We start from the raw sequence: 12,809 nt of genomic DNA on the forward strand, positions 1-12,809 counted from the left end.
CCCTCATGAGATACTGGCCTACGCTGCTCATGGCCCTCGTCCTCGGAGGTCTCGGCCTCTACCTGTATCTCGTCGAGTTTCCCGCCAAGGAAACCGAAGAACGCCGCGCGGTTGAAAGGAAAAAGGTGCTGCTGCTGGATCAGCAGGCGTTGACGGGCCTGACCTTCAAGACCAAGCAAGGAGAATTGGTGTTCGAGCGGACTGCCGAGAAAGGCTGGGTGATGACCGCTCCTCTGCAGACCGACGCGGACCAGCGCGAGGTCCAAAGCCTGATCCGTGCGCTCGTGACAGGATCGGTGCATCGCGTAGTCGAAGAGAATCCGACCGCCTTGTCGCCGTTCGGACTTGACTCTCCGGTGACCACGGTTACGATCACGGCCGGCGCCACGAAGGAAGCACTCTCCATCGGCGACACCGGGCCTCTATCTTCAACCCTCTACGTCCTGCGGGAATCCGACCGTGCCCTGCTGCTCACGGACATGGCGCCGAAGGATTTCGTCAACAAGAGCCTGATGACCTTCCGGCGCAAAGACATTTTGCGTGTGGTCAAGGGTGACGTCGACCGCATACGCCTGACGTACCCGACGACCGAAATCGTGCTGTACAACGTGAACGAAAAGCCGAAACCGAAGTGGAAGATCCGCTATCCGATCGAGGCCGAAGCCGACTTGAACGAAGTCCGCATGCTGCTGTTCCGCCTTGAAGACCTGAAAGCGCTCGGCGTGGTTGATCCCGGGCCGGAGCGCGACACGTTGGCCAAAACCCTTCACGCTCCGAAAGTGAAGGTCACCATTCATGCTGCGGACGGCGACCAGACGGTCAAGCTCTATCAACCGGACCCGTCAAGCGGGGAAGCCATCGCCGAAACGACAGCAGATGCTCCGCTCTATCGCATCAATCCCACGGCCATCAGGGATCTCACGAAGGAACTCTTCAACCTGCAGGACAAACGGCTGCTCGGCGTAGACGCGCCGGACATCGCCATGCTCTCGGTCAAGACAGCTGGGGAACACTATGTACTGATCAACCAGAACGGCGAGTGGGTGTTGGAAGATCATCCGACCGATAAGGTGAATCAGCAGACCGCCGATCTGTTTGTGAGCCGGGTGGTGAATGCGCCGGCTGAAGAACGGGTGATGAAGCAGTCCGGCCCTCTGGCTCCGTATGGTCTTGTATCCCCTGCCGCGGAATTCGTCGCCACTGGACAGGACGGCAAGCCCGCCGGCAAACTCTCCCTCGGCAGCCAATCCAACGGACTCGTCTATGCGATGGGGCACCGTCTGCAGGGCATCTATCAAGTTCGTGCCGACCTGCTCAAGCAGATCCCGTCGAAAAAGGAGCTCCTCGGCTCCGCAGGCGAAGGCGATCGGTCGACCCATTGATTGATGGAGCGGACCGGTCCTCACGGGTTCCTTGCCTGGACTTTCTCGATCGCCTTCAGTATCGTACTCCTCACGCCCCCGTAGCTCAGTTGGATAGAGCAGCGGTTTCCTAAACCGCGGGTCGCACGTTCAATTCGTGTCGGGGGCACCAAACCAGCATTCGGGTGACCTGCGGGGCTGCTGTTCGAACTATCGTCCTGCGCCCCGCAGACAAGCACCTCCAGTACCCGATATCCTCTTAGTAGCGTGTGGGCCGACGCCTCATCGTCGCATTCGTGTATTTGTCGCATCCGACCGCGCGGGAGAGACAACTGCAATGATGTGTCTCCGTTCGTCGTACGCGCCGACGGTTCAGGTCGCTTTGTTCGTGAGGCCGGCGGATGAATCTCCGGATGGCTTTTCGATTTCTGCCTATCACTCGCGCCAGTACCAGGTCGACACACGCTCTCCCTTCGACTCCGGATCAACCGCCTCGGTAGATGCTCTTTGTCGCCCGGACTACCGGACAACCTCTCATACAGTGTTGAGTTCGCTTACTCGTCTAGCACGCTTCTGCAGGTCATCTCCTACTGCCCTCAGATAGATTTTTCTGTTGATTCATCGAGTTAGCTCGTTCAAGATCTCGACCGTCCCTACTTCCGAGGTACTCCTTTCCGGTCTAACCCAACTCCAAGAAGTCGGATATTTTTTCATCATTGGATCACGGTAACCTCGTCGAAGGGAGCGCCACATGAATTGTCATCGTTGCCAAGGTTGCATGGTTCGCGACCATTTCGTGGATCTGTTGGAGAGTGGCGGCGAATGGTGGACTACGACATGGCGGTGCATCAATTGCGGCTATGTGCTTGATGCGGTCCTAGAACAGAATCGTCGGAAACAACATGATGAGCGTATGGTCACCGCAGCGTCGATCGTCGTGTCTCAGGACTCATGCCTTGACGAGGAATTGGCCGAGCTCGACTCGGCAGCCTAGGAACTGCTCGCTCGAAATTCGTCGTGCAGACGATGCACATGACTGTCAGTTTTATGGTGTTTTCTTGTCAGAAACTACGGCCTTCGCTACACTTTTTCCACGCATCATGGCACGAGTAAAAGCAGATCGCGCGCGGTCGAAGACCGCAATGCTGGAAGACATTGCTCAGGGAATCGAACGTCTTCAGAGCTTCATTCCCCAGATCGAGGATCTGGGACGCGACGGATTTCCTTATCTGGAAGGTGCCCGAGCTCGAACCGAACTGCAACTCAAGGAATGCATCAAGAAGACGTTTGGAGACAAGTCGCCGGAATTTCAAACCTACCGACAACATCGCCTCTCCGTGGAGACACCGGCGGACACGAAGCAGACGGTTGCGCTCCTCAAAAGTCTCATCTGCGCCCTTGAGGACAGGAGATCGGAACTCCAAGGGCTGAAACCTCCGCTCCCAATCGCTGAGGGGTCAGCCCCAGTCCCAGTACCCCCGACTGCCTCGCCACGACCCTCGTTGGCGCTGGTGCCTCCGTCGACTCCGACAGCCCAGGTGACTATCACCCCTGCAACTCCTGTTGTACCTCCGCCCATTACGATGTCCGTGGCCCTGACCACGAATCTGGACATGACTCAGCCATCGGCTGTACCACCGGCACCGCTAACCGGCACTCAGCAGGCAGCACCTGAGCCACCGAACCCAACGCTGAACGCACCGATATCGGCTCCTCTTCCATCTAGTCTCATTGAGACCCCTCAGGCTGCGACGAACCCCCAGACGGTCGACGCCTCCAGTGCAATCCCTCGATCACCAGCTCCGGCGCCCTCGACGTCTGAGTCAATTCACCTCTCGACTTCGAACCCGCTTCCACCTCGTCCCACGGTTCCCGCTGCACCTGTACAATCTTCATTGCAGGAATCCCAAACTATGGCACCCACAGCTGCATCGCTTTCCCTACCGGTATCGATGCCGGTGTCGCCACCTATCCCAATATCAGCGTCTCCCGCTGTTGTCGAATCGAAGCTTGCCCCCCCGGATCTCGAACAGTCCGAGGCTGTACCCGTTTCTTCGATTCCAAAGACCCTGTCCACGGAGTCGTCGCCTTCATCGAAACCACAGTCCTCACCTGGAACCGCCCCAGGACCCGATCCTGCGGAGACGGTCAAATCCCTTTGCACGCGGTTCCACACGATCGCCAGACAGCTTCGCCTTCGCGGCGAGTACCGCCCCACGCTGAATGTCGAGGACGAACTCGATGCCCAGGATCTGTTACATGCCGTACTTCGAGTTTCCTTCGACGACATCGAGACGAGCGAGTGGGCGCCAGGCTATGCCAACGGCACGCCACGCGCCATGTTCCTTCTCAACGACGGTCGCCTTGCCGTCATCGTCAAGAAGACCAAGTCCGGATTGAACAGCAGAGACCTCACGGAGCAGTTGCGGGCCGACATCGAGCATTGCAGAACGCTGAAGCGATGCTCGACGCTCCTGTATTTTGTGTACGACCCCGAAGGACGCATCGGCAATCCTCGTGGGCTTGAGAGCGATCTCATCAGTATCAGCGACCAATTGACCGTCGACGTCTACGTCGCACCGAAATGAGGCCATCGATGAAGAAAGCGAAGTCCGACCCCGCCCTTCCACCCCCAGCGAAATCCACCACCGGCACGTTGACAGGCGCACGGGGCATCCGCTACGTTGATGGGGAACCTGCCATTCCGGCGGTGCCTTGCACGATCCACGCGCCGGTTGACGGCGGGGTAGTTATGGCGGACCGGGCCTATGTATTGATTCACGTACTTCCAGGGCAGACCAGCAGCGTCGTCCGGGCGCTACGCGACATTAAACAGATCAAGACCGTAGATCCCTGCTGGGGCAAACCCGATATCATTGTCGTCGTGGAAGTCGCGGATCAAGACGCCTTGACGCAGTTAGTGCTCAGCCGAATTCATGCCATCGAAGGAGTGACTCAGACCGACACGCATTTGGTGTATCGATTGAAGGACACCAAGGTCAAGTGATCACCATCCTTCTTCAAATCGTCCTCTGCCTGTCTCTCCTGGGAACCCTCGCGTGTGCTGGGCCCAGAATCCCTCATGAACCAGACATCATTGACGTCATGTTACCGGCTCCGGCCGACAAAGTGAGCACCGCGGTCATTGACGTACTGACCGACGGGGGCTACGACATCGATCACAAGGACGATGAACGCCTAGCAACCGACTACCGGCAGGAGATACGGGGCCCCTGGGACTGGATGTTGCGTTGGCGATTCGGAACGGGAAGGAGTCGGGTGGAAACTCGGGTGACTCCCGCATCGGAGGGAAGCACCAGGCTGCGGCTCCACGTGCTGTATGAGGGAAAAGACGGGCTGTTCACCAGGTGGGAGGATTCTCCGACGGCCTTGCCTCAATGCGCTGAAAACCAACTCCGGCTGATCAAGAACGCCCTCCATCTCCTCTGAGGATCGGCCTAGAGATCCCATCCGGCTGCGCAACAGAAACCACTCGATTCAGTTCGAGGCGGATGTGGTATCGCCTCCATCTCCGTCGTCACCAAGATCCACTCCGAAACGGTTCGCCATCCGGTACAGCGTTCGCCGGTCAATGCCGAGCACCTTCGCCGCCTTGACCTTGTTACCCTTCATTTCTTTCAACACGCGTATCAGGTGGCGTTTCTCCACTTCTTCTAACGTGAGATAGGCCTCGCCAGGTGATTCCGCCGGCTCCACCCGTTGGCTTGGTTCCGCTCCCACCTGCCGAATGGCAGCCGGAAGATCGTCCGGCGTGAGGAGCGGGCCCCGGCTCAACGACATGGCCCGTTCGATGGCGTTTTCCAGTTCACGTACATTGCCCGGCCACCGATATTGTTGCAACAGCGCCAGCGTATCTGGATGAAACCCTCTCACAGCTCGCGTTGCGCCGACGCCCCACTTCTGCAGAAAGTGGTGGGCCAGCATGGGAATATCTTCCTGGCGTTCCTTCAGCGAGGGCAACGTGATACGGACGACATTCAGGCGATAGAACAGGTCGTCACGAAACTTCCCCTCCTTGACGAGCTGTTCCAAGTCCCGATTCGTCGCCGCGATAATCCGCACATCGACCTTGATCGAGGCCGTCCCACCGACCCGCCTCACCTCCTGCTCCTGCATGACGCGCAGGAGCTTCACTTGTAGCGCCTGCCCCAGCTCTCCGATCTCATCGAGAAACAGGGTGCCTCCACTGGCCGACTCGAAGAGGCCCGTTTTGGTGCCCACCGCTCCCGTAAAAGCGCCCTTCTCATGCCCGAACATCTCCGATTCGAGCAGTGCGTCGGGGAGTGCACCGCAATTCACCGGCACGAACGTATTCTCCCGCCTGGGACCATTGGCGTGGATGGCGCGAGCGATCAATTCCTTACCGGTTCCGCTCTCGCCCTGCAACAACACCGTGCTCTTTCCTTCCGACACCCGGGCGACCAGCTTATAGACTTCGAGCATCGCGGGACTGCTGCCCACCAACGGCGACCAGTCCTCTTTGCCCTTGAGCTCTTCTCGAAACCGGGCGTTTTCCCGCACCAGGCGGCAGTGATCCAAGCTCCGTTCGACGACGAGCTTGATCTCCTCCTTTTTGAACGGCTTGGCCAAGTAGTCGTACGCGCCCTGCTTGATGGCCTCGATCGCCCCTTCCAACGAACCGAACGCCGTCAGGACCACGACGGCGGTGTCCGGACTTGTCCGTTTGAACTCGCGCAGCACCGTGAGGCCGTCCACGGCCCCCATGCGGATATCCGTGAGCACCAGATCCACCGAGCCTTCTCGTCCTCGCGCAATGGCTTCTTCGCCGCTCCCGAAGGCCTCGACGTTGTAGCCTTCCTTTTTCAACGCTTCCGCCAGCAGCTCCCGAGCCACCGCGTCGTCATCGACCACCAAAATTGTTGCGACATTCATGAGCATTTCTATACCGTTGTGTCCGGCTCCGGCATCTTCCCGGGCAATGTCACCGTAACCACGGTCCCACGGCCGGCTTCGCTTTGGAGAGACAGGCTCCCCCCGTGCGCTGCCACCGTTTCACGGCTCAAGAATAGTCCCAATCCGGTCCCTTTGCCAACTTCCTTAGTCGTGAAAAATGGATGGAAGGCCCTCTGCACGTCCGCCGCTGGCATCCCAACCCCCGTGTCACGCACGGCGATAGTCACCATCATCGACGTCATGTCAGGAGCCATGCGGCGCGCCACATCCACCTCCTCGACTGTGGCGGCGCGACCGCTCGCCTGCACGACCACCGAACCATGTTGGGGCGTGGCCGCCAAGGCATTCGTGAGCAAGTTGACCAACACCTGATGCACCTTCTCCGCATCGGCCCACACGTAGGGAATCCCGATCGCCAACTCCACGCTCAAGGACACGCCTTTTGCGTGGAACGCCGGCTCCATCAGTGCCGTGGCCGGATTGATGACCCGCTCCGCCGACATCCACACCGGTTCGGGTTTGCGCTGTCTCGTCGAGGACAGCAGGTCTTGGATGATCCGGACCACACGGTTGAGCTGCTCGTCGATGACCGTGATGCGCTTCTTCATTTCCGTCGTGACGCCCGGTTCCTCGGCCAGGGCTTGAACGTGCCAGGCGATCGAATGCAGCGGCGTTCCGACCTCGTGGGCGACCGAAGCCACGAGCTGCCCGACGGCGGCTAGGCGTTCCGAGCGGTTCAGTTGATCCTTCGCATCGACCAACAGCGTATTCGCGCGCAGCAAACTTTCGGTCTGTTGCGCCAGCGCCGCCTTTGCCGCTGCCTCCCTGGCTTTCCGCTCTTCCCACGTCACACCGACGTAGGCCACGACCATCAGCACGCCCGCCACGACGGAGCGGTTGATCACCGCGGCCTGAAATCGTCCGGGCTTCGTCGGCTGCATCAAGCCCAGATAGGTCGCCGCCAAGCAGCAGACGACGGTCAGCACCATGAGCGCCCGATTACGCAGCCGCGCGACCAGCAAAATGGGAAACACCAGCCCGTACGCGGCGACGATGTTCGCCGGCGCAGCGGTTTCCAGAATCACAATGACAAGAAAAACGACTCCGGCGACGGCCAGAAGAATGCGGTTCTGCTTGTTCATCGTCAACGTCCATGGCCGAGGCTACAGGGATCCACGCCTAAGCGGCAAGCCGGCATGGGTGGAGCAAGTCCGCCGTTGAGAGCGCCGCTCTCCACCCGGAAGGGAGGCCGACGCAGACCGCATCTCCGAAGGAAGGTCTTAGCCTAGCGGGCGTATGGAACGCAAGACCGCAGCCAGGTCTCGCAACCGGGAGTCGATAGGCAGGGTTTCGACCGGAACAGCATACTTTCTATTCCAATTGGGATGGGCATCGATGGTACCCGGCAGGTTGGTCTGCGACAGTTCCTCCAAGCCGTCCTCCAGATTGGCCAGCACGACGGCGGACATGCTGCCCGCCAGATAGATATGGATGGCCCGGCAGAGGGTCGGCGTCATCGAGGATACGGAGTCCGGGTCGGTAGACAAGCCTTCCGGCAACAAGCCCTCGCGGGCGAGTGCCTCCAGCATATGCCCCTTGTCGCGACGACGGTCCTCCCACGCTCGGCGCTTTGCCTCATCGTCTCCCAGCATCCCCAATCCGGCCCTGACTTGCAGATCCTCACCAGACCAGAAGCCGGTCAACGTCGGCAGGTCATGGGTCCCGACGACGGCGAGCGACTGTTCGGGATATTCATTCGGCGCCTTGCAGGTTCCGTCACCGTGGCGTTCGAAGTAGAAGACGCGATAGGACAGGACCCTGGCTTTGGCCAGCTCCTCGCGTACCCAGTCGGGGACGGTCCCGAGATCTTCACCGATCACCAGAGTCCTGGCTCGCACGCTTTCCAGCGCGACGATCGCGAGCAACTCCTCGAATGGATAGTGCACATAGGTACCCTCCGCGGCCGGTTTTCCGCGCGGAATCCAGAAGAGCCGACAAAGCGCCATCACATGGTCCAACCTGATCGCGCCGCCGAATCGGAGGTTGTTGCGCAACAGACGGATGATCAGTTCATAACCACCGGCGCGAAGCGCCAACGGATTGGCCGGCGGCAACCCCCAATTCTGTCCCTGCGGTCCCAGTGAATCAGGCGGAGCCCCGCAGTCGGCATCGAGCGCCAGCACGGATTGATACATCCAAGACTCGGCTCCGAACCGCTCCGCTCCGAGCGCCAGATCATTGTATAGCCCGATCGCCATACCCGTCTGTTCGGATTTCCTGCGGTTTTCACCCAACTGCTCCGACGCGACCCACTGGATATACTGGAAAAACCGCAAACGCTTCCGATGCCGCTTCCCATACTCGCGGACAGCCGGTCCAGGGGACTGAAACTGAGCAGGCCAATCGCGCCACGACGACGCCTTGGGTTGAATCAGTCGGCGTTCCTCCTCCAGCGTCTGGAACGTAGCATACAGCTCCAGCGGCTCCCCTTCGGCCCGAATAAACCGCTCGAGGAGCTTGGCGCGGGCAGTCTTCGGTTCCAAATCAGGCTCGTTTCCGACATAGTGCTCTTTCAAAAACTGCCGATAGGCCAGATCCAGCAAACCGCGCTTCGCTGCGGCAATGACGTCATAGTCCACTCGGCGGTTTTCGCGCAGAGCCTTGAGCTTGGATTGAAACTCCGGGGCCTGAAACTGACGCTGCGCCTCCGGCGACGCCCAGAATTCCGGCAGCCGCTCGAGATCGACATAAAGCTCGTTGAGAAACAGACGGGTGACCGGTGCATAGGGACTGGTATGGTGTGGCGCGCTGTTGCGCAAAGCGTGCAGCGGATTGAGCCCGATCAATCCGGCACCGAGTGAGGCGCCGGCCCACTCGACTACCGCGCCCAGATCCGTAAAGTCCCCGCAGCCCCAATTCCGATTCGACGACAAGGCATAGAGTTGCAGCGCTATGCCCCAGATACGCCGGTGATCCGCAAGCGCGGGCGGCAGATAGCATTGCTGAGGCGCCACGATCAGACGGATCGTCCCGGACGAGCCGCCTACCAGCCCGGAAGCCTGAACCGTCACTGTGTAGTAACCGATCGACAAATCACCCGGTAATCGGCAGCTCAGCCGAACGTGACGTTGCCCACCCACGAAACGGACTTCGGCCGCTGACAATCCCGGCCCCGCCTCGCCGGTCTGTACTGGTTGGCCACTTTCATCGCTGATCGTCCACTGCACCACGACGGACCGTTCCTTGCCGTCTTCAAGCATCAGACAGCAGAAGATGACCGCTTCACCTGTGCCTTCGCGCACCACCAGCACCGGCTCACAGGGACGGCACCAAGAAGCCTCATCCCAATCTCGCAAGGCTTTGGAGAGGTCTTCGGTCGAATGGACATTGAATCCCATTGCCGAGAGGATCGCCCGCTTCGTGTCATCGGAGGCGACGTGCAGCGCCCCGCCGATGTCGTAATATTCCGAGGCGATGCCGACCCGTTCTGCCAGTGTCGCGAGGAGAGAAGAATCGTAGGAAGCGGACATAAGGGACGAGTCTGAGTGAAGTTGCCAATCAAGTCAAGCTATCCTATTGTTCTTGAACACGATTTCAGCAGAATGCGTGCCTATGACCACCTCCCGTGATTTGGTGCGATTCGGGACCAGTTCTTGGGCCTACGAACGGGCAGGCACTGCTCTACCATCGGCCTGATCCTAAGGGCCGTTTCAACCAAGACACGCTCGCGGAGTATGCCGCGCCCCGGTTCAGTGAGGAAGAGCCCCCGCTGTTTCGCGAATCGGTGCTGAATCCGGCGACAACAGACCTTGGCGACAGGCTCGGCCCGTTCATCTTCGAATATCAGCGCTGGGGCGTCAAACTGCCGGTCATTCTGGATCGACTCGATCACCTCTTGGAACAGCTCCCATCCGGCCCGCTCTATGGCGTCAAAGTCCGGAATCCAACATTGCTCGGCCGTCATTACGGCGAGATCCTCCGGGCGCACAATGTCATCCACATACACAACCGCTTAACCTCTAACAAGGTACACATCAAGCTGTCGGCTGCGACCGGCCGCACTGCCATACCCGGCAAACCCGAGTCTCGCACCAAATACGACCCATCGGTCGCGCATCTACCGGTGAAGCCCACCCCGGCTGCTTTTATGTCGCACGATGCCCATGGTACGATGTCCACGTCATTCCGCAGTCGGGCTGATGCTCGATCGTCCCGACGGCAGAGGAGGCGGCCCATGGCGATGTTATACAGACGTACGACGTCACGAGTCCTTGGTCTCTTGCTTCTTGCTCCGTTGATCGCCATAGCTGCGGAGGCCGCCCCGGAGAAGACCGAAGTGACCGGCGAGTACCGGTACACATTTCATGAGCCAGAGACACCGTCCGATGCCCTCACGCTGGCCTGCCGCGAAGCCTGGAGACTGGCAGTGATCGAATCGCCGTTATATCGCGACCAGACCGCCAACGTCGTCGATTCGGTGCTGCTCCGTGAGGTGGCCAACAATCTCGTGACCAAGTACGTCAAGGATCAGCAGATTCTCGAGCAATTCCAGCGCGGCAAGACCGTCACGTGTCGAGTCCGGGGGACGCTGGTCGTGGACGAGAGCGTGAAAGCGATTCGAACTCAACTCGCTGGCGGTAGTGGCACTGAGGATAGCCTCGATCAGAACCGCTCGCTCAAGCTCCTCGCAGTCCGCGAAGAAGCCAACGGCACCATCTCGGTCGAATACCAAGCGTTGCGGCGTCTCGATTGGCTGAACACGAGCTACCAGGGCGGATTGCGAGAAACAGCGGACATTATGGTGGACTTCTACGACGATCAAAAGTTTCTGATCCGCACCGAGCGTTACCCCGCCAGGCGCAACGCGTCCGGGGACGATGTCATGAACCCCGGCGCCACCGGCGTCCTGAGAGTTCCCAAGCCGCTCGCCGCCAAGACCTACCGCGTCTGGCTCGTGAAATAGCGCATCGTTCCTTTGCATTGACCCGGCTGGAAGCTGCGACAGGTCCAGGCGCGAGGCGCTGTCGGTCACACTTGAACCTTATCCCGCCCCGTGTATTGATCCTTGTAAAGTCTAGCGTTCGCGCAGGCTCTCCTGGAGCGATTTCAGCAGTGGACTCAGGAGATATTCGATGATCCGTCGTTTCCCGGTCCTGATTTCGACGGAGACGGCCATGCCGGGCGAGAGGTTCACCGTTTTCCCATTGACGAGGATGGTGGACCGTTCCAATCTCACCCGGGTGGCGTAGACCAGTTGCCCGGCTGCCTGTGACGGACGCGGTTCTACTGCGCTCGGCTTCTCCCGGTCGAGCGGGACCGCGTCATCCGACACCGTGATCACCTGACCGGGGATCGTGCCGTAGAGCGTAAAGGGAAAAGTTTCCACCTTGATCTCGACAGACTGACCTTCCTGGACGAACCCCACATCTTTGTTTTCGACCTGCGCCGCCACTTCCACAGGATGATCTTCCGGCACCACGACCAACAGCTGTTGAGCCGGGGAGACGACTCCCCCCACCGTGTGCACAGCCAGTTGCTGGACGACTCCATCGATCGGCGTCGTGAGCCGCTGAAGCGCCGCCTTTTGTCCGGCCTTCGTCACCTCTTGGGCGAGAGAGGCGGCTTTGGTTGCAAGAGCCGCCAGCTCCGCCTGCTTGGTTTGCTGAAATTCCGAGACGAACACCCGATAGTTCTTTTCGCTTTCCGCCAGGGCCGCACGGTCTTGAATCAGCTTCATGCGCTGTCCGGCCAATTCCTGTGTCTTGTCGATTCGCTGCTCCTCGGCCTGGAGATACTCCATCTTCGTCGCGGCCTGAAATTCCAGGAGCGACCTAAACGTTTCGGCCTTCTCAGTTTCCATGGGTACGGTCGCTTCCAGCCGACGGATGTCCTCTTTGGTTTGCTCGATGGCGGCCTTCCGTTGATCGATCACATACAGCGCCGCCTGCAGGCGCGCTTGATACTCGGACAGCTCATCGCGGAGGAGTTGTTGCTGCAAACCGACATAGGTTACATCTCCATCAGCGGGGGGCTCGAAGGTCGATTGACCGGCGATCAATGCCCGCAAGCGAGCCGCTTCGATTCTGGCGGCCCAGTATTCGTTTGATGCCCGGTCTCGATCAGCTCGGTTCAACGTCGGGTCAAGATCAATCAGCACATCGCCCCGTTTGACGACGTGACCATCCATAACATGAATGGCGACGATGACACCGGCTTCATAGGGTTGAATCACTTTGGAATACCCGCTGGGGATGATCCTGCCTTGGGCGATGGCCACGATATCGATCCAGCCGAAGGTGGCCCACAGCACGCCGGACGTAAACACCGCCAGGATCAGCCAGACAATCGCGCGGCCGATCGGCGACGGCGGGGCGTGCTGAATTTCCAGCACGGCAGGAAGAAATTCTATCGCCAGGGGTCGGAAGTCCTTCCGACCGACTCCCGACACCTTTTCGACAACTGACTTCCACACCGTCCAATGCCGTATCAGCGTCCCGAACGCCATCGATCACG

General features: G+C 59.6%; 10 protein-coding genes and 1 tRNA gene. 7 read left to right on the top strand and 4 right to left on the bottom strand.

Translation table 11 applies throughout. From position 1 onward, the window contains the following. Positions 1 to 5 precede the first annotated feature (5 nt). The 6 genes from P0111_12590 (at position 6) to P0111_12615 (ending at position 4,811) form a co-directional block, all read left to right on the top strand. Positions 6 to 1,382 carry a DUF4340 domain-containing protein gene (locus P0111_12590; GenBank protein MDF0644861.1) on the top strand — a complete coding sequence of 459 codons (1,377 nt, stop codon included), beginning with the start codon at positions 6 to 8 and terminating at the stop codon, positions 1,380 to 1,382. A gap of 74 nt (positions 1,383 to 1,456) precedes the next feature. Beyond that, positions 1,457 to 1,533: transfer RNA gene (locus P0111_12595), tRNA-Arg, on the top strand. A gap of 579 nt (positions 1,534 to 2,112) precedes the next feature. Next, complete coding sequence (locus P0111_12600; protein MDF0644862.1) at positions 2,113 to 2,355, top strand: hypothetical protein; 243 nt, start codon at positions 2,113 to 2,115, stop codon at positions 2,353 to 2,355. A 919-nt stretch (positions 2,356 to 3,274) separates the two neighbouring features. Further along, positions 3,275 to 3,949, top strand: coding sequence for a hypothetical protein (locus tag P0111_12605; protein ID MDF0644863.1), 675 nt, complete (start codon positions 3,275 to 3,277; stop codon positions 3,947 to 3,949). A gap of 8 nt (positions 3,950 to 3,957) precedes the next feature. Beyond that, the gene (locus P0111_12610; protein ID MDF0644864.1) at positions 3,958 to 4,368 is read left to right on the top strand and encodes an Lrp/AsnC ligand binding domain-containing protein; all 411 of its coding nucleotides are present in this window, start codon (positions 3,958 to 3,960) and stop codon (positions 4,366 to 4,368) included. Then, positions 4,365 to 4,811, top strand: coding sequence for a hypothetical protein (locus P0111_12615; protein MDF0644865.1), 447 nt, complete (start codon positions 4,365 to 4,367; stop codon positions 4,809 to 4,811). The genes P0111_12610 and P0111_12615 overlap by 4 nt, the downstream gene beginning before the upstream one ends. A gap of 48 nt (positions 4,812 to 4,859) precedes the next feature. On the opposite strand, the gene P0111_12620 is transcribed toward P0111_12615, so the two are convergent. From P0111_12620 to malQ, 3 genes are all read right to left on the bottom strand, one after another. Then, entirely contained in the window at positions 4,860 to 6,275 is a 1,416-nt protein-coding gene (locus P0111_12620; GenBank protein ID MDF0644866.1) for a sigma-54 dependent transcriptional regulator, read from the bottom strand. An 8-nt stretch (positions 6,276 to 6,283) separates the two neighbouring features. Further along, entirely contained in the window at positions 6,284 to 7,438 is a 1,155-nt protein-coding gene (locus tag P0111_12625; GenBank protein ID MDF0644867.1) for an ATP-binding protein, read from the bottom strand. A gap of 138 nt (positions 7,439 to 7,576) precedes the next feature. Further along, the gene (malQ, locus tag P0111_12630) at positions 7,577 to 9,826 is read right to left on the bottom strand and encodes a 4-alpha-glucanotransferase (protein ID MDF0644868.1); all 2,250 of its coding nucleotides are present in this window, start codon (positions 9,824 to 9,826) and stop codon (positions 7,577 to 7,579) included. Between the two features lie 95 nt (positions 9,827 to 9,921). Here malQ and P0111_12635 point away from each other — a divergent pair, with 95 nt between their 5' ends. Beyond that, on the top strand, positions 9,922 to 11,259 hold the full coding sequence (locus tag P0111_12635; GenBank protein ID MDF0644869.1) for a DUF72 domain-containing protein: 1,338 nt from the start codon (positions 9,922 to 9,924) through the stop codon (positions 11,257 to 11,259). A 111-nt stretch (positions 11,260 to 11,370) separates the two neighbouring features. Here P0111_12635 and P0111_12640 read toward each other — a convergent pair whose 3' ends face one another. Beyond that, complete coding sequence (locus P0111_12640; protein ID MDF0644870.1) at positions 11,371 to 12,801, bottom strand: HlyD family type I secretion periplasmic adaptor subunit; 1,431 nt, start codon at positions 12,799 to 12,801, stop codon at positions 11,371 to 11,373. Between the last annotated feature and the right edge of the window lie 8 nt (positions 12,802 to 12,809).

The organism is Nitrospira sp. (genome assembly GCA_029194535.1).
In the GTDB taxonomy this organism is placed as follows: Bacteria; Nitrospirota; Nitrospiria; order Nitrospirales; family Nitrospiraceae; genus Nitrospira_C.